13 protein-coding genes are annotated in these 18,075 nt (G+C 65.2%); 8 read left to right on the plus strand and 5 right to left on the minus strand.

Going from position 1 to position 18,075, the window contains the following annotated elements; genetic code table 11:
- Nucleotides 1-78: 78 nt before the first annotated feature.
- A complete protein-coding gene (locus IVA80_RS21685; protein ID WP_247434924.1) occupies nucleotides 79-750 on the minus strand; it encodes a hypothetical protein in 672 nt (223 codons plus the stop codon).
- Between the two features lie 401 nt (nucleotides 751-1,151).
- A complete protein-coding gene (locus IVA80_RS21690) occupies nucleotides 1,152-3,359 on the minus strand; it encodes a penicillin-binding protein 1A (protein ID WP_247434926.1) in 2,208 nt (735 codons plus the stop codon).
- 180 nt (nucleotides 3,360-3,539) lie between these two features.
- Here IVA80_RS21690 and IVA80_RS21695 point away from each other — a divergent pair, with 180 nt between their 5' ends.
- Nucleotides 3,540-3,965, plus strand: coding sequence for a DUF1330 domain-containing protein (locus tag IVA80_RS21695; RefSeq protein ID WP_247434930.1), 426 nt, complete (start codon nucleotides 3,540-3,542; stop codon nucleotides 3,963-3,965).
- Between the two features lie 242 nt (nucleotides 3,966-4,207).
- Here IVA80_RS21695 and IVA80_RS21700 read toward each other — a convergent pair whose 3' ends face one another.
- Complete coding sequence (locus IVA80_RS21700; protein ID WP_247434933.1) at nucleotides 4,208-5,434, minus strand: ABC transporter substrate-binding protein; 1,227 nt, start codon at nucleotides 5,432-5,434, stop codon at nucleotides 4,208-4,210.
- A 258-nt stretch (nucleotides 5,435-5,692) separates the two neighbouring features.
- Here IVA80_RS21700 and IVA80_RS21705 point away from each other — a divergent pair, with 258 nt between their 5' ends.
- Nucleotides 5,693-6,223, plus strand: coding sequence for a methylated-DNA--[protein]-cysteine S-methyltransferase (locus IVA80_RS21705; protein ID WP_247434937.1), 531 nt, complete (start codon nucleotides 5,693-5,695; stop codon nucleotides 6,221-6,223).
- A 15-nt stretch (nucleotides 6,224-6,238) separates the two neighbouring features.
- On the opposite strand, the gene IVA80_RS21710 is transcribed toward IVA80_RS21705, so the two are convergent.
- Nucleotides 6,239-9,028: a [protein-PII] uridylyltransferase gene (locus tag IVA80_RS21710; RefSeq protein WP_247434943.1), complete on the minus strand. Its 2,790-nt coding sequence runs from the start codon at nucleotides 9,026-9,028 to the stop codon at nucleotides 6,239-6,241.
- A gap of 187 nt (nucleotides 9,029-9,215) precedes the next feature.
- On the opposite strand from IVA80_RS21710, the gene IVA80_RS21715 reads away from it, so the two are divergent.
- From IVA80_RS21715 to IVA80_RS21735, 5 genes are all read left to right on the plus strand, one after another.
- Nucleotides 9,216-10,187, plus strand: coding sequence for an aliphatic sulfonate ABC transporter substrate-binding protein (locus IVA80_RS21715; RefSeq protein ID WP_247434946.1), 972 nt, complete (start codon nucleotides 9,216-9,218; stop codon nucleotides 10,185-10,187).
- A gap of 208 nt (nucleotides 10,188-10,395) precedes the next feature.
- On the plus strand, nucleotides 10,396-11,241 hold the full coding sequence (locus IVA80_RS21720) for an ABC transporter permease (RefSeq protein WP_247434950.1): 846 nt from the start codon (nucleotides 10,396-10,398) through the stop codon (nucleotides 11,239-11,241).
- A gap of 15 nt (nucleotides 11,242-11,256) precedes the next feature.
- Entirely contained in the window at nucleotides 11,257-12,042 is a 786-nt protein-coding gene (locus IVA80_RS21725; RefSeq protein ID WP_247434953.1) for an ABC transporter ATP-binding protein, read from the plus strand.
- 55 nt (nucleotides 12,043-12,097) lie between these two features.
- Nucleotides 12,098-12,607, plus strand: a complete 510-nt coding sequence (locus IVA80_RS21730; RefSeq protein WP_212303282.1) for an OsmC family protein — start codon at nucleotides 12,098-12,100, stop codon at nucleotides 12,605-12,607.
- 201 nt (nucleotides 12,608-12,808) lie between these two features.
- Complete coding sequence (locus tag IVA80_RS21735; RefSeq protein WP_247434956.1) at nucleotides 12,809-13,612, plus strand: hypothetical protein; 804 nt, start codon at nucleotides 12,809-12,811, stop codon at nucleotides 13,610-13,612.
- A 98-nt stretch (nucleotides 13,613-13,710) separates the two neighbouring features.
- On the opposite strand, the gene mutS is transcribed toward IVA80_RS21735, so the two are convergent.
- Nucleotides 13,711-16,449 (minus strand): DNA mismatch repair protein MutS, encoded by a 2,739-nt coding sequence (gene mutS / locus IVA80_RS21740; protein WP_247434959.1) that lies wholly within the window; start codon nucleotides 16,447-16,449, stop codon nucleotides 13,711-13,713.
- Nucleotides 16,450-16,793: 344 nt separating this feature from the next.
- Here mutS and pcaF point away from each other — a divergent pair, with 344 nt between their 5' ends.
- Nucleotides 16,794-18,002 (plus strand): 3-oxoadipyl-CoA thiolase, encoded by a 1,209-nt coding sequence (pcaF, locus tag IVA80_RS21745; protein ID WP_247434963.1) that lies wholly within the window; start codon nucleotides 16,794-16,796, stop codon nucleotides 18,000-18,002.
- Nucleotides 18,003-18,075: the final 73 nt, after the last annotated feature.

Below are 18,075 nucleotides of genomic sequence, written 5' to 3' on the forward strand. Positions count from 1 at the left end.
GCCGCGTACTGGATTCCCCGCCTTCGCGGGGAATGACAGCGGAGAATGGGGCGGCATCGAACCTCGATAGCGCGCTGCTCACGCGTTGAAATCCGCGCTTGTCCCCGGCTGCGTGCGCGAGGCGAGATAGGACGATTGCCGCTGCGCCGCCGCCTTCTGGCTCTCGGCCAGCATCGCCTGGAAGGCCGCGTCGAGTTGATCGCGGCTATAGGTCTCGGAACTGCTTTGATGCGGTGTCCATTGCGATTGCGTGATCGCGGTGGAAGCTTTTTCAACGGTGCCACCAAGCAGCTTCGCGTATCTGTCGGCCCGCCACTGCGCCAGATCCGGTCCGCCTAGACCTGGAGGATCCTCCAGCTTGCCGATCTTTGCGGCCGCCTCGTTGGTCATCGTCGAGGACCCGCCATTGTACAGAGTGGCGACCACCTTGCCGCCAACCTTCACCTGAGCATAGGTATTCTCTGGTGCATCGTCCGAGACGGCCGGTTGACTAGCGCTCGCGCCGTGGGTCGTCAGCCAGTTCGTTGCCATGAGGTCGCGCAGGACGGGATTGTCCGCCGTCGATATCGGCTTGGCACCTTGCAGCGCCTTGGCACCTTGCAGCGGCTTGAGTTGGGAGACTTTAATCCCGGAGCTGCCGGTCGCGGCGTCGGTCGCAGCCGGCACTTCCGATAAGACGCTGGATGTCGCGGCGGACGTCGATGCCGGGCGCAGATAGGTCGATGCCGCGCTGGATAGGCTCGAAATCATGGAGCGCTCCTTCCCATCAAACCCGAGTCTTCGGACTCAATCTAAGGGGCAAATCCCGGGCCGATTGCGGAAGCTTGAAGAGATTGGTGTTTTGGCGCTCAGCGGCTCCTTGGCATCGGTAAATCTTGCCGCTGTGGGCAGGACTTGCCCTTTGGAACCGCGGATTGCACGCTTGCGGCATCGCGCGAAACGTTCCGAGCGCGTGCATTGCAGCCGCATTCATTGCGCTGAATCGTCAAAGGCGATGCTGTCGGCGCGCCCCCGCGCGACGGCGACCGAATGATCCGACACGTCAATGAGTTCGCACAATCCGCCGCGCATCGCGCCGGATGCCACCGGCTACTGTGCATGGGGTTGTTTTCGCGTTTTTGTTTTGAGGTCACCAGGACCTCCGGTCGACCCTAGCGATTTCCGCCAAACAGCCGGTCCATCAGCCAGCCATCGAGCCCCGCCGCCGCTTCCGGCCGCGCATTGGCGCGCGCCGGGGACGGGCGATTGCCGCCATTGCTTGCTGGAGCTGAGGGCGGCGCTGTCGGCGGCGACACTTGCGATGCGGCCTGCGCGAGGTTCGATAGACCCCAGCCACCTGGTGCGCTCGGCAGGGCCGCCACCGGCACGCCCTCGTGCGCCGTGCGCATGAAGCGCGACCAGACTTCGACGGGCAGGCCGCCGCCGGTCGCCTTCCTGGTCGGCGAGTTGTCGTCATTGCCGAGCCAGACGCCGGTGACGAGGTTGGCGGTGTAGCCGATGAACCAGGCGTCGCGGTAATCCTGGCTGGTGCCGGTCTTGCCCGCCGCCGGCCAGCCGGGAATCTCCGCTTTCTTGGCGGTGCCGTTGATCAGCGTTTCCCGCATCATGGTGTTCATCATGCCGACATAGCGCGGATCGATGACCTGGTTGTGCTCGTCCGCCTGGCGCATGTAGAGCAGCTTGCCATCGAGCGTCTTGATCCGTCGCACCACATGCGGCGCCACCGCGAAGCCGCCATTGGCGAACGGCGCATAGGCGCCGACCAGCTCGACGACCGAGACCTCCGATGTGCCGAGCGCGATCGAGGCGTTGGGCTCGAGTTTCGAGGAGATGCCGAGCCGGTGCGCGGTGCGCACCACGTTCTTCGGCCCGACCTCAAGACCGAGGCGGATTGCGACCGTATTGAGCGACATCGCCAGCGCCTGCGTCAGCGTCACGGCGCCGAAATATTCATGGGTGTAGTTCTCGGGCTTCCAGCCCTTGACCTCGATCGGCGCGTCCTGGCGGACCGTGTCCGGCGTCAGTCCCTGCTCGAGCGCGGTCAGATAGACGAACGGCTTGAACGAGGAGCCCGGCTGGCGCTTGGCGGTGACCGCACGGTTGTACTGGCTCTCGGCATAATTGCGCCCGCCGACCATGGCGCGCACCGCGCCGTCAGGCGTCATCGCCACCAGCGCGCCCTGGCTGACGTTGAACTTAACGCTCTTGGCCGCGAGCTCGTCGATGATGGCGGCCTCCGCCACGCTCTGCAGCTTCGGATCGATCGTGGTCTCGACCGTGATGCTCTGGTCGATCTGGCCGACGAGATCGTCGAGGACCTCGCCGATCCAGTCGGCGACGTAGTTCACGGTGCCGGCGCCGACCGGCTTCACGTTGTAGGAGGGATGGCCGATCGAGGCCTGCGCCTGCGCTTCGGTGATGAACTTTGCATCGGCCATCGCCGTGAGCACGATCTTTGCGCGCTGCTCGGCGCCTTCCGGGTTGCGGTTCGGCGCCAGCCGCGAGGGCGATTTGACGAGGCCGGCGAGCATCGCAGCTTCGGCAACATTGACGTTCTTCGCCGACTTGCCGAAATAACGCTGTGCCGCGGCTTCGACGCCATAGGCGCCCGAGCCGAAATAGACGCGGTTGAGATAGAGCTCCAAAATCTCGTTCTTGGAATGCTTGCGCTCCAGCCAGATCGCGAGCTCCGCTTCCTGGAGCTTGCGCTGCATGGTGCGTTCCTGGGTCAGGAACAGGTTTTTCGCGAGCTGCTGCGTCAGCGTCGAGCCGCCCTGCGACACGCCGCGATGGAGCACGTTGGTGACGAGGGCGCGCAGGATGCCGATCGGGTCAATGCCGAAATGCGAATAGAAGCGGCGGTCCTCGATGGCTATGAACGCCTTTGGCAAGTAAGGCGGCAGGTCCTTCAGCGCGACGTTGGCGCCGGCCATCTCGCCGCGCTGGACCAGCATGCTGCCGTCGATGCCGACGATCTGGATCGTCGGTGGACGCTTTGGGATTTCGAGCGACTGGATCGGCGGCAGATGGGCGCCGACATAGATCACGACGCCGATCACGGCGATCGCGCCCCACAGGCTCAGCACCGCGCCCCAATACACCAGGCGGCCGAGGCTGAAGCCGCCGCGCGACTTCGAATGGCGCTTGGCGCCGCTGCGGCCGCCTTGCGCCTTGCGCTCGCGCGGTGGCTCGTCGCCGGCATCATTGCTTCGACATTTGGCCGATGACTTCGCTGACTTCCTGGGCTTATCGTCGGCGTTGGGGATGCGGTCCGCTGCCGTCAGGCGCAGATCGGCGAGCGCTGCGGGCAAGCCGAACAGCGGCTCCTTCCGCCCACCCTTTTTCTTTCCCAACCCCATACGCAAAACGCCCGGTCAGCCCGCCCCGCCGCACGCTAGCGGTCGCTGTTTAAGGCCCGGTTACCCCGACGTTAACGCGCGATTAGGAGGTGCGGCATTCGCCTGCCGCAGTTCCGCTCGCCGGACGGCAGAGCTAGGATCGCCCGCATCAAACAAGAGGCGACCCGCATAGGAGGACTTATGGGCCATATCGATCCGACCAAGGAGATTTTTGCGCAGTTCCGGGACAACGACCGCCCCGGCCCGGTCCACATGCTCAATCTGGTGCGGTTGCGGAAAGAAGCGGCCTATCCCGACGGCCGCAAGGCGAGCGGCGCGGAAGCCTATGCGGCCTATGGCCGCGAGAGCGGCCCGGTGTTCGAGCGGCTCGGCGGCCGCATCGTCTGGCAGGGCAAATTCGAGCTGATGCTGATCGGCCCGCAGGACGAGCGCTGGGACCATTGCTTCATCGCCGAATATCCAGGCGTAGCCGCTTTCGTCGAGATGATCCGCGATCCCGTCTATCGCGAAGCGGTGAAGCACCGGCAAGCGGCGGTGGAGGATTCACGGCTGATCCGGCACGCGGTGCTGCCGGTGGGGAAGAATTTCGGGGAGGTGCCGAAGTAGACGCCAGCAATCGGGATCTCTCTCCGTCATCCTGAGGTGCGAGCTCTTGCGAGCCTCGAAGGATGCCCGGCCCCGATGCCTCTGCACGGCTACCAGCCGGGCCGCCGCCCTTCGAGGGCCGCTGAAGAAGCGGCCACCTCAGGGTGACGGTGATGGATTGGCCTCTCGGCTAATTTGCGCAGCGAAGCTAAAAAAATCGGCGGCCGCAAAGCCGCCGATCGCATTTCAGAATTCGATAACCGCTAACCCGCCGGACCTGCATCCTCCAGGATCGGTCCGAACAGCTCCCAACGCTCGCCGTTGAACTTCATCATCTGCATCTGCTTGTTGACGCGGTAGTCGGTCGGCCCGGTGTTGATCTTGATGCCGGGCAGCGCCAGGCTCGGCGTATAGCCCTTGATGCTGGCGACCTGCTTCATGACGTTCTCGCGCGTGAGGTCGTCGCCGCATTGCTTCAACACCTGCGTCAGCAGCTCGGCAACGGAATAGGCATAGGTATTGACGGTGTTGAGCTTGTCGCCTTCGGGGAAATATTTGTCCATGAAGGCGAAGAAAGCCTTCACGCCCGCATCGTCCTTCCACTGCGGATCGCCTGGATCCTTGCCATAGTTAGTCGAGATAATCCCTTTGGAGATGTCGAGACCGGCCGGCTTCAGTGTCGCCGACACCGGGCTCGCATTGATGTCGAGGATGTGCACCGGCGTCCAGCCGAGATCGGCCAGCTTCTTGATGGCCTGCGCCGCGAATTTCGGCGTCGAGGCGTCATAGAACAGATCGACTCCCATCGACTTCAGCTTGACCACCTGCGAATCCACCGTCGGATCGGTGACCTCGTAGGAGACTTCGCCGACGATCATGCTGGCGGCCTTGTCGCCGAGGCCGCTCTTGAGGCCGGCGAGATAGTCGCGGCCCATGTCGTCGTTCTGGTAGAGCACGCCGATCTTGGCGCTGGGGTGATTGGCGAGAATGTACTTGGCGTAGATCCGTCCCTCGGACACGTAGTTGGGATTGTAGGCAATGGTCCAGGGATAGTTCTGCGGATCATTGAAGCGCGCCGCGCCGGTCGAGGCCAGCAACTGCGGCACCTTCTTGCCGTTGAGATATTTTTGCACGGCGGCATTGGCCGCGGTGCCGATGAGCTGGAAGGTGAACAGCACCTCGTCGCCTTCGACGAGCTTGCGCACCTGCTCAACCGTCTTCGGCGGCGAATAGGCGTCGTCATACTGGATCAGATTGATCTTGCGGCCGTTGATGCCGCCCTGATCGTTGATCATCTTGAAATAGGCGGCCTGGGTCTTGCCGATATTGGCGTAGACGGAGTAGGCGCCGGAGAACGGCACGGTCTGGCCGATCTTGATCTCGGTGTCGCTCGCACCGGTGTCGTATTTCTTCTGGGCGAGGGCTTGGCTGGCGGAGAACGCGAAGGCGAGCGCTGCCGTGGCAGCTATGAAGGCTCTGCGATTGCTCATATTGGGTTGTTCCTCCTGACGGAATTTTCGGTCGATGGTCTTTTTCCGTTGATTGCAACGGCCGCCATCGCTGCCGAAGATTGTGCAGGAAGGGCGGGCGCGGCGCAAGGATCGCGACGCTGCGCCTTAGAGCCTCAGGTCAGGAACAATGCGATCAGGATCAAAGTTGAGCTCCCCCAAAAGCGTCAGCTTTCGGGTGGACGTTAGCACGGCCGGCATGGCAAGTGCGATGGCGTGTTTCGATGCAATGGTGTTGCAATGGCCGCTCGATCAACCAACCCGTCTGTAAGCTTCGGTCTCGATCGCCTGATGACGCCGATCGGGATTGCCTTGCTTGTCACCGACGCCGGGGGTGCCTTGCGCGGGCTCGACTGGGAGGACTACGAGCACCGTATGCGTGAGCTGTTGCGCCTGCATTACGGCGCGGTGGACCTGAGCGGCCAGCCTGCGCCGACGGAGATGCGAACTGCGCTGTCGCGTTATTTCAAAGGCGATCTCGGCCAGCTCTCGGCCATCGCGTGGCGCATCGCCGGCACGCCGTTCCAGCAGAAGGTCTGGACCGCGCTTGCCAAGATCCCTGCCGGCACCACGATGAGCTACGGCGCGCTGGCCGCAAGGATCGATCGGCCCAAGGCCATCCGCGCCGTCGGCCATGCCAACGGCTCCAACCCGATCAGCGTGGTGCTGCCGTGCCACCGCCTGATCGGCGCCGATGGCTCGCTGGTGAAGTATGGCGGCGGCCTCGAGCGCAAGCGCTGGCTGCTGCGGCACGAGGGGGTGGAGATTTGAGGGGCCGCGCCGCCCTCACGCCGCCGGCTGCACCGCCTTGTCGCCGGCCATCACGTGGGTCAGTGCGCTTTTGATTGCGGACTGGCGCGTCGGCGCGTTGATTTGCGCGCCCAGGAGGTCGGTGACGTAGAAGACGTCGCGGGCGCGCTCGCCGAAGGTCGCGACATGGGCCGAGGCGATGTTGAGATTGAGCTTCGAGATCGCGGTGGTCAGCTCGTAGAGCAGGCCGGGGCGGTCGAGGCCGGAGACCTCGATCACGGTGTAGCGGTCGGACCATTGGTTGTTGATGGTCACTTCCGGCTCGATCACGAACGGCCGCGCCTTGCTGCGCACGGTGCGCCGCGCCACCACTTCCGGAAGGCGCAGCTTGCCTTCCAGCACGTCCTCGATCATCTCGCCGATGCGGGTGGCGCGCCTTCCCTCGTCCTCGTCGCGGTCGTATTCCCTGGAGATCGAGATCGTGTCGAGCGCGCGGCCGTCGGTCGTGGTGTAGATCTGTGCGTCGACGATGTTGGCGCCGGCCGAGGCGCAGGCGCCCGCGATGATCGAGAGCAGCCAGGGATGGTCGGCAGCGAAGATCGTGAGCTCGGTGACGCCGCGCACCTCGTCGAAGCCGACATTGATCGCGAGCTTGTGGCCGGCCTGCTCGCTAGAGCGGACGAAGCGGGCATGGCGGATCTTTCGCGGCAACTCGACCTTGAGCCAATAGGCGGGATAGTGCCGGCCGACATAGGCATCGAGCTCGTCCGCCGGCCACTCGGCGAAGGCCATGCGGAACTCGGCGTAGGCCGCCGTCAGGCGCTTGCCGCGGTCGACCTCCGAGAAGCCGCCGGTCAGCACCGGTTCGGTCTCATAATAGAGAGAGCGCAGGAGCTGCGCCTTCCAGCCGTTCCACACGCCGGGACCGACGCCGCGGATGTCGGCGGTGGTCAGGATCGTCAAGAGCTTCATCTGCTCGACCGACTGCACCACGGCGGCGAAATTCTCGATGGTCTTGCGGTCGGAGAGATCGCGCGACTGCGCGACCGTGGACATCGTCAGATGCTCCTCGATCAGCCAGGCCACGAGCTCGGTGTCGGCCGGACTGAAGCCGAGCCGTGGGCAGAGCCGTCGCGCCACCTTGGCGCCGGCGATCGAATGATCCTCGGGTCGGCCCTTGGCGACGTCGTGCAGCAGCGTCGCGATGTAGATCACCGACCGATGCTCGGGCCGGCTCTTGCGCATGAGGTCGCTGGCCAGCGTGAACTCCTCGATGCCGCCACGCTCGATGTCTTGAAGGAAGCCGATGCAGCGGATCAAATGCTCGTCGACGGTGTAGTGATGATACATGTTGAACTGCATCATCGAGACGATCTTGCCGAACGCGCGGATGAAATGGCCGAGCACGCCGGTCTCGTTCATCCGCCGCAGCACGATCTCCGCGTTGTCGGAGGTCAGGATCTCCATGAACAGCCGGTTCGCCTCGGGATTTTCGCGAAGCTGCGCGTTGATCAGGCCGAGCGAGCGCGTCACGCCACGCATCGCATCCGGATGGAAGGCGAGGTTGTTCTTCTGCGCCAGGCGGAAGATGCGGATCAGATTGACCGGATCGTGCTTGAATACGTCGGGCGCGGCGACGTTGATGCGGTTGTTGTCGACGATGAAATCGTCGCTATCAGGGACGCGCCGCTTCACGGGGGTGGGGCGCAGCCGCGCCATCATCCGGCTCAGCACCGGCGCGGGCTTGGCCTGCTGGTCCTCGAGCTTGGCGCAGAGGATGGCGGTGAGGTTGCCCACTTCCTTGGCGACCAGGAAGTAGTGCTTCATGAAGCGCTCGACGTCCTGCATGCCGGGATGCGAGGTGTAGCCGAGCCGGACCGCGATCTCGCGCTGGAGATCGAAGGAGAGGCGCTCCTCCGCGCGGCCGGAGTAGAAGTGCAGATTGCAGCGCACCGACCAGAGGAAGTCGGCGCAGCGGCGAAAGGTGCGGTATTCCTGCGCGTCGAACACGCCGCGCTCGACCAATTCGTCGGTGTCGCGGACGCGGTAGACGTATTTGGCGATCCAGAACAGCGTGTGCAGGTCGCGCAAGGCGCCCTTGCCGTCCTTGACGTTGGGCTCGACCAGGTAGCGCGACTGGCCGCCGCGGCGGTGGCGCTCTTCGCGCTCGGCGAGCTTTGCGGTGACGAATTCGGACGCCGTGCCCTGCACCACGTCCTTATCGAAGCGCGCGACCAGCTCGTCATAGAGCGGCTGGTCGCCGGTGAGGAAGCGCGTTTCCAGGATCGCGGTGCGGATGGTCATGTCGCCGCGCGCCTGCCGGATCGATTCATCGACCGAGCGTGTGGCGTGCCCGACCTTCAGCCCCATGTCCCAGAGGCAGTAGAGAATGGCCTCGGCGACCTGCTCGCCCCAGGCGGTCTGCTTGTAGGGCAGGATGAACAGGAGATCGATGTCGGATTCCGGTGCCATCAGGCCGCGGCCATAGCCGCCGGTCGCGACCACCGCCATGCGCTCCGCTCCGCTCGGGATCGGCGAGCGGTAGAGATGTCGGGTCGCCGCCGAATACAGGATACGGATGATCTCGTCCTGCACGTGGCACAGCCGCTCGGCGCAGCGGCGGCCGTGACGGTCCTTCAGCAGGATCGCCTGTGCCACGGCGCGCGCTGCGATCAGCTCGGCCTTGAGCAATTGCGCCACGGCCGTGCGGAACGTGTCTTCACGTCCCTGATGCTTCTCGGCAAGCGCATCGACCGCGACCGTGATCCGCGCGGTGTCGAAGCGATCGTCCACCTCGGCCTTGTGCTCAGTTGCGACGCTGTCCATGTCTCACCGGATATAAGAGGTGACAGGCGCTGTCACCCGCCATTCTCTGGCAATAGTCGTTCCATGCTGGAAAGATGCGGCTTTGGGAAAACTTGTCCTCGGCTGGCGCGCTTTCAAGGGGCGGATTTTCTCGTTGACCTCTGGATATAACTCATTGAAAAACAATGAAGTTTTGAGGAGGCTGGGCATGACTGGGATTACACGACGCATACTGTTGGCCGGAGCGGTGGCTCTTGCTGTGAGCCCCGCGGCGCGGGCGGCGGATCCGCTCAAGGAAATCCGTATCGACTGGGCGACCTATAATCCCGTGTCGATGGTCCTGAAGCAGAAGGGCCTTCTGGAGAAGGAGTTCGCCAAGGACGGCATCACCGTCACCTGGGTGCAGTCGGCGGGCTCGAACAAGGCGCTCGAATTCCTCAATGCCGGCTCGATCGATTTCGGCTCGACCGCCGGCTCGGCGGCGCTGGTCGCCCGCATCAACGGCAACCCGATCAAATCGATCTACGTCTATTCGCGTCCCGAATGGACCGCGCTGGTGACATCAAAGGATTCCAAGATCGCAACCGTTGCGGACCTCAAGGGCAAACGTGTCGCGGTGACGCGCGGTACCGATCCGCACATCTTCCTGGTGCGCGCGCTGCTTGGCGCAGGCCTCACCGAAAAAGACATCACGCCGGTGCTGCTCCAGCATGCTGACGGCAAGACCGCGCTGATCCGCGGCGACGTCGATGCGTGGGCCGGGCTCGATCCGATGATGGCGCAGGCCGAGGTCGAGGAGGGCGCAAAACTGTTCTACCGCAACGCCGACGCCAATACCTGGGGCATCCTCAATGTGCGCGAGCAGTTCTTGAAGGACTATCCGGATGCCGCCCGCCGCGTGCTCGCGGTGTACGAAGAGGCGCGCAAATATTCGCTGGCCAATTACGACGAGCTGAAGAAGACCTTCATCGCAGTGACCAAGCTGCCGGAGCCTGTCGTCGACAAGCAGCTCAAGGAGCGCACCGAGCTCACCCACAGCCGCATCGGCGCGCCGCAGCGCGAGTCGATCCTCGCCGCGGGCCTCGCCCTGCAACAGGCCGGCGTCGTCGACTCCAAGGTCGACGTGAAGGCGACGCTGGACGCGCTGATCGACGACCAGGTCCCGCTGCCGACGAATTGAGATGCTCTTTCCCTCCCCCTTGTGGGGGAGGGTACCTCGCGAAGCGAGGCGGGTGAGGGTATCTTTCCTCACGATCAGTATTGCGAGCGGAAAGAACCGCTCGTCCGGCACTTCGCGCCACCTTCTCCCGCAAGGGAGAAGGGAAAAGCAGCGGAGGGCGCGGCAATAGTAGTGTTGCTTTCCCCAACCAGACGCGCTTCCTACGGCCATGATCTCCGACGCGCCAGCCCTGCAACAAACCTCGGAACCGGCCGAGAGCGCCGCCGCGCCGTCGCGCATCGTGCGTTATGCACGGCCGATGCTGGGTGTGTTGTTGCCGCTGATCCTCGCGCTCGGCTGGGAACTTGTGGTCTGGCTTGGCTGGTCCAACGGCCGGCTGGTGCCGCCCCCCTCGCGCGTCTTTGCCACCATCACTGATCTCGCCCGCTCCGGCGAACTGGTCCGCCACATTGCCGCGACGCTGTGGCGCGTCGGGCTCGGCTTCGCCTTCGGCGTGGTCGCGGGCACGCTGCTGGGGGCCATCTCCGGCTACTGGTCGCTGGCGCGCCGGCTGCTCGATCCGACCGTGCAGGCGCTGCGCGCGATACCGTCGCTCGCCTGGGTGCCGCTGTTCATCCTCTGGCTCGGCATTTTCGAAACGTCGAAGATCGCGCTGATCGCGGTCGGCGTGTTCTTCCCGGTCTATCTCGGCGTGATGGGCGCGATCCTCATCGTCGATCGCAAGATCGTCGAGGTCGGCCGCACCTTCCGCCTCGCCGGTCCGGCGATGATCCGCCGCATCCTGCTGCCCGCAGTGCTGCCGGCTTACGTCGTGTCCTTGCGTGTCGGTCTCGGCCTGGGCTGGATGTTCGTGGTGGCGGCCGAGTTGATCGGCGCCTCCGAAGGGCTCGGCTATCTCCTGCTCGACGGCCAGCAACTCGGCAAGCCCGCGCAGATCCTCGCAGCCATCGTGATCTTCGCGATTCTCGGCAAGCTTACCGACTGGCTGATCGAAATTGCGGCCGCGCCGTTCCTGCGCTGGCAGGACGCCTTCGGGCGCGCCACGGAAACTTGAAGGGAGCGTAACGCGATGCTGGCGCTCGACCGGGTCAGCAAGACCTATCCCAACGGCGTGCAGGCGCTGGCGCGCTTTTCCGCCGAGATCAAACAGGGCGAGATCGTCGCCGTCATCGGCGGCTCCGGCTGCGGCAAGTCCACGCTGCTGCGCGCCATCGCCGGCCTCGATCGCGCCAGCTCCGGCACCGTCACGCTCGACAATGAGGCGATCGCTTCGCCGCATGCCAAGATCGGCATCATCTTCCAGGAGCCGCGGCTGCTGCCCTGGCTCAGCGTCGCCGACAATATCGGCTTTGGTCTTGCCGATTTACCCGCCGCTGATCGGCGCGAGAAGGTCGCGCGCGCGCTCGAACGCGTCGGGCTTGTGGACAAGGCGCAGGCCTGGCCGCGCGAGCTTTCGGGCGGGCAGGCGCAGCGCGTCGCGATCGCCCGCGCGTTGGTGCCGCAGCCCGAGGTGCTCCTGCTCGACGAACCGTTCTCCGCGCTCGACGCCTTCACGCGCCGCGATCTCCAGGATCATCTGCTCGACCTCTGGGCCGACACGCGGCCGACGCTGATCCTCGTCACACATGACGTCGACGAAGCCGTGGTGCTGGCCGATCGCGTGCTGGTGATGCGGCCGCGGCCGGGTCGGCTGTTCGACCGGATCGAGGTCAATCTGGGCCGCCCACGCGACCGCAATTCGCCGCTGTTCGAGAATTTCAAGCGCAGCGTGCTGACGTCACTCGATCGTTCGCTCGACCGCCGCGTGTCCGACCGTGACGCAACCCAGGGTCCCGGTCAGGCTATGTGGTGGTGACAATCTCGTCTCAAGCCGGTACATCGGCAGGCGAACTTTTCCGGGAGAGAACAAGATGGACGCCGCAGAACTGCGCCAGATGCAGGCCCCGATCAAGGAGCGCTACAAGACCGATCCCAAGACCGCGATGATCACGCTGAAAGCCAAGGGTTCGACCGACAGCGAAGGCATCGCCTGCAAGGTCGAGACCGGCCGCGCCATCGCCATGGCGGGCCTGCATCCGGCCACCGGCGGCTCCGGCCTCGAGCTCTGTTCCGGCGACATGCTGCTCGAGGCACTCGTCGCCTGCGCCGGCGTCACGCTGAAATCGGTCGCGACCGCGATCGAGGTGCCGCTCAAGACCGGGAATGTCTATGCCGAGGGTGATCTCGATTTTCGCGGCACGCTCGGCGTCGATAAGGAGACCCCGGTCGGCTTCGCCGAGATCCGCCTGCGCTTCGAGGTCGACACCGATGCGCCGCAGGACAAGCTCGATCTGCTGCTGAAACTCACCGAGCGCTATTGCGTGGTCTATCAGACCATCAAGAACGGTCCGAAAGTTTCGGTGTCGATGCAGCGGATGTAGCCCGAGGTGGCAATCCAATCATCGGTGTCGTCCTGGCGAAACCCAGGACCCCCGCGCGAGCACTTGCTCGTCGCGATTACCCCCGACGCCGATTGTTTTGGGAAGCTGGTAATCACCGCCGTCTAACGCAGCGAAGCCTGTGGTTATGGGTCCCGGATCTGCGCTCCGCTTCGCTGCGCTTGTCCGGGACGACAGATAAGAATGTCCCCCGAGTTCCAAATCATCCTCTTCCTCCTCCTGCGCATGGCGATCGCGGCGGCGTTCGTCGTGACGGCCTCGATCATCACTGAACGCGCAGGGCCGGTGATCGGCGCGCTGGTCGCGACCCTGCCGGTGTCCGCCGGTCCGTCCTATGTCTTCCTCGCGCTTGACCATGACGCTGCCTTCATTGCGCAGGGCGCGCTGGCAAGCCTGCCGGTCAACGCGGCGACGATTTTCATGTGCGTCATTTATGTCGTGCTGGCGCAGCGACGGAGCCTTCTGGTGAGTTGCGGAAGCGCGGTCGCGGTCTGGGTCGTGCTTGCGTCGATCATTCGCCAGTTTGACTGGTCGCTCACCGCCGGGCTCGCCGCCAATTTGATCGCATTCGGGATCTGCATTCCGCTCCTGGCGGGCTATCGCCATGTGAAAATGCCGCTGGTGACACGCCGCTGGTATGACGTGCCCATGCGGGCTTTGCTGGTCGCAACCCTTGTCGCGATCGTGGTCTCGACATCGGGCTGGGTCGGTCCAAGGATCAGCGGCATCATTGCGCTGTACCCGATCGTGTTCACCAGCATCATGGTGATCCTGCATCCGCGCATCGGCGGTCCGCCGACTGCCGCCGTGCTCGCCAATTCAGCCTGGGGCCTGCTCGGATTCGGCATGGCGATCGCCGTGCTGCATGTCGGCGCCGCCAATTTCGGCTCGGCAATCGGCCTCGGCGTGGGGCTCGCCACCTGCATCGCCTGGAATTTGACGCTGTGGTGGAACGGGCGAAGGAAGCGGCTGGCGCAGGTGCCGTAGGGTGGAAGGCGCGCGCTTCGCGCGCCGTGCCCACCATCTCTCTGCGATCACCTTGTTGCGTGGTGGGCACGCTCCGCTTTGCCCACCCTACAGCACCGTCACTGCCTCGGCAGCTTGGCCTTCAACGCATAGAGCGCATCCAGCGCCTCGCGCGGGGACATCTCGTCGGGATGCAGCGCCTTCACGGCGTCAATCAGCAGTTCGGCCTCGCTCGGCGGTGCGGCTTCGGCCGCGGCGCGCGAGGGCACCGCGAACAGCGGCAGATCGTCGGCCAAGGCGCGGGCGGTCTGGCCGCGGTCCTGAGCCTCTAACTTCGCCAGTACGGATTTTGCGCGCGTGATCACGGCGGGCGGCAGGCCGGCGAGCTTGGCCACCTGGATGCCGTAGGAGCGGTCGGCCGAGCCCGGCAGCACCTCGTGCAGGAACACGACATTGCCCTGCCACTCCTTCACCCGCACCGTGGCGTTGAACATCCGCGGCAGTTTTGCCGAGAGCGCGGTCAGCTCGTGATAATGCGTGGCGAACAGCGTGCGGCAGCGGTTGCTCTCATGCAGATGCTCGATCGCGGCCCAGGCAATCGAGAGTCCGTCGAAGGTCGCGGTGCCGCGGCCGATCTCGTCGAGGATCACGAGCGAGCGCTCGCCGGCCTGGTTCAGGATCGCCGCAGTCTCGACCATCTCCACCATGAAGGTGGAGCGGCCGCGCGCGAGATCGTCGGCGGCGCCGACGCGCGAGAACAGGCGGTCGATGATGCCGATCCGCGCACGCGTGGCCGGCACGAAGCTGCCGATCTGCGCCATCAGCGCGATCAGTGCGTTCTGGCGCAGGAAGGTCGATTTACCGGCCATGTTCGGGCCGGTCAGCAGCCAGAGCTGGCCGGACTTTTGCGCGGGTCCGGGCGACAGATCGCAGGCATTCGCGATGAACGGCTCGCCGTTGCGTTTGAGCGCCTGCTCGACCACGGGATGGCGGCCGGCCTCGATCGCAAAGCCGAGGGAGCCATCAACCTCGGGCCGCACGTAGTTCTCGTCGATCGCCAGCTTTGCCAGGGACGTCGCGACGTCGAGCAGAGCGAAGGCATGGGCGGCGGACCGCAAATCCTCGCTGATATGGAGCGCCTTGGCGCAGAGCCGTTCGAAAATCTCGAGCTCGAGCCCGAGCGCACGGTCGCCGGCATTGGCGATCTTGGCCTCGATCTCCCCCAATTCCGAGGTGGTGAAGCGCACCTGTCCGGCCAGCGTCTGGCGATGGATGAAGGTCGCATTCAGCGGCGCCGACATCAGCTTGTCGCCGTGCTGCGCGGTCACCTCGACGAAATAGCCGAGCACGTTGTTGTGGCGGATCTTCAGGCCCTTCACGCCCGTGTTGTCGGCGTAGCGCGCCTGCATCGAGGCCACCACGAGGCGCGAGGCGTCGCGCAGGCTTCGCGTTTCGTCGAGCGCGGGCTCGTAACCGTGGCGCACGAAGCCGCCATCGCGCTTGATCAGCGGCAATTGCTCGTCGAGCGCACGGGCAAATTCTGCTGCGAGCTCCCGCGACGGACGCTGCAAGGCCGCCATCACCACAGCGATCTCCTGCGGCGGCTGGTTGATCTCGCCGAGGCGCGTCAGCACCTGGTCGGCGGCGATGATGCCGTCACGGATGCCGGCGAGGTCGCGCGGGCCGCCGCGGCCGACCGAGAGGCGGGCCAGCGCCCGCGACATGTCGGGCGCGCCGCGCAGGATGCTGCGGATATCCTCGCGCGCAGCCGAGTCCGCAACAAAGGTGCTGACGGCATCGAGCCGCCGCGCGATTGCCGGTGCATCGGTCAGGGGCGCTGCCAGCCGCTGTGCCAGCAGGCGCGAGCCGGCCGAGGTCACCGTGCAGTCGATGGCATCGAGCAGCGAGCCGCGGCGTTCGCCGGCTAGCGTTCGCGTCAGTTCGAGATTGGCGCGTGTCGCCGGATCGATCGCCATGGTCGCGCCGGATGCCTCGCGCGCAGGCGGCGACAATGGCGGATGCTTGCCGACCTGGGTGCGGTCGACATAGGTGACGGCCGCGGCCGCGGCGGTCGCCTCCAGACGTGTGAGCTGCGCCAGCCCGTCCATGGTCGCAACCGCGAAATAATCGCACAGGCGCTTTTCGGCGGTGGCGCCGTCGAAGACGTCGCGGGTCAGCGGCGTCACCGCCGGCAGCTCGCGCAAAGTCTGTCCGAGCTCGCTGTCGTTGTAGAGCGCGTCGGTGACGATTGCTTCGTTCGGGTTGATGCGTGCCAGCGTTGCGGCGAGCTCACCGCTGGAACATTCCATCACTGTGAACTCGGCGGTCGAGATGTCGATCCAGGCGAGTCCAAAGCGATCGCCGCCGCCGGAGGCGCGGGCGCGCGCGATCGCCAGCAAATAATTGTTGGCGCGTGCGTCGAGCAGCGTATCCTCGGTCAGCGTCCCCGGGGTGACCAGCCGCACCACGCCGCGGCGCACCACGCTCTTGTTGCCGCGCGCTTTCGCCGCCGCGGGATCCTCGGTCTGTTCGCACACCGCAACCCGGTGGCCGGCGCTGATCAGGCGATGCAGATAATCCTCGGAACGCTCGACCGGCACGCCGCACATCGGAATATCCGCGCCCTGATGCTTGCCGCGCTTGGTCAGCACGATGCCGAGCGTTCTGGAGGCGATCTCCGCGTCCTCGAAGAACAGCTCGTAGAAATCGCCCATCCGGTAGAACAGCAGCAGGCCCGGATGGGCCGCCTTGATTTCAAGGTATTGTTCCATCATCGGCGTGACGCGCGCGGCAGCTTCCGCCGGCGGTGCGGACGTGTCGTCGGGGGGCGGCACAGGGATCGGTTGTTGTACTGTCATGGGCGGCGCAACCTACAAAATTTCGCCTGAGCATCCTATCGGTTTGGTCCGCAGGAGCGGGTTTTCCACGCTGTCCGCATCGGGCGAAGAGCTGCCACATTCTCATCGTCATTCCGGGATGCGGCGATAGGCGCAGGCCCGGAATCCATAATCCCGATCGGTGGCTATGGATTCCGGGCTCGCCCTCCGGACGCCCCGGAATGACGGCGGAGGTTTCATGGCTAGCATGCGCCAAGCCACGCGGTTCGCGAGAAACCGTCAATTGACCTGCCGCGGGCGCCCTCCTAAAACTCCGCCGACATTGAAGAATTTTGGCCGGACCGCGGCATTCAGGGAGAACAGCGATGCGTGATGTCTTTATCTGCGATGCCGTGCGGACCCCGATCGGCCGCTTCGGCGGCTCGCTCGCCAAGGTGCGCGCCGACGACCTCGCGGCGGCGCCGATCAAGGCGCTGATGGCCAAGCACCCCAATCTCGATTGGGCACAGGTTGACGAGGTCTTCTTCGGCTGCGCCAACCAGGCCGGCGAGGACAACCGCAACGTCGCGCGCATGGCGCTGCTGCTTGCGGGCCTGCCGGATTCGGTTCCCGGCCAGACTCTGAACCGACTCTGCGCCTCCGGCCTCGATGCGGTCGGTGCGGCCGGCCGCGCCATCCGTTCCGGGGAGATCGAGCTTGCGATTGCCGGCGGTGTCGAATCCATGACCCGCGCGCCCTTCGTGATGGGCAAGGCGCAGGAAGCCTTCTCGCGCTCGGCCGAGATCTTCGACACCACCATCGGCTGGCGCTTCATCAATCCGCTGCTGAAGGCGCAGTATGGCGTCGACGCCATGCCGGAGACCGGCGAGAACGTCGCCGAGGAATTCCAGGTCTCGCGCGCCGACCAGGACGCCTTCGCCATCCGCTCGCAGCAGCGCGCGGGCGCCGCGATCGCCGCCGGCTACTTCGCCGAAGAGATCATCCCGATCACCATTCCCGGCGGCAAGGCCGGCCCGATCACCGTCGACAAGGACGAGCATCCGCGTCCCGAGACCACGCTGGAAGGTTTGGCAAAACTGAAGCCGATCGTGCGCAATCCCGGCACGGTGACCGCGGGCAATGCCTCCGGCGTCAATGACGGCGCCGCCGCGATGATCCTCGCCTCCGAAGCCGCGGTGAAAAAGCACGGCCTCACGCCGCGCGCGCGCATTCTCGGCCTCGCCTCGGCCGGCGTGCCGCCGCGCATCATGGGCATCGGCCCGGTGCCGGCCACCCGCAAGCTGATGGAGCGGCTCGGCAAGAAGATCAGCGATTTCGATTTGATCGAGCTCAACGAGGCCTTCGCCTCGCAAGGCATCGCCTGCATGCGCCAGCTCGGCGTTGCCGACGATGCCGATTTCGTCAATCCGCATGGCGGCGCCATCGCGCTCGGCCATCCGCTCGGCATGAGCGGCGCGCGCCTCGCGCTCACCGCCGTCCACGGCATGGAAAAGCGCGGCGGCAAGCTCGCCCTCGCCACCATGTGCGTCGGCGTCGGCCAAGGCGTGGCGGTCGCGATCGAGAAGTTGAATTAAAGCGCTCTGTCTTCGAGAGCAGGGAGCCCTGCCACAATCTCGTCATGGCCGGGACAAGCCCGGCCATGATGGA

Origin of the sequence: Bradyrhizobium sp. 139, assembly GCF_023074175.1 — a bacterium.
Taxonomy (GTDB): domain Bacteria; phylum Pseudomonadota; class Alphaproteobacteria; order Rhizobiales; family Xanthobacteraceae; genus Bradyrhizobium.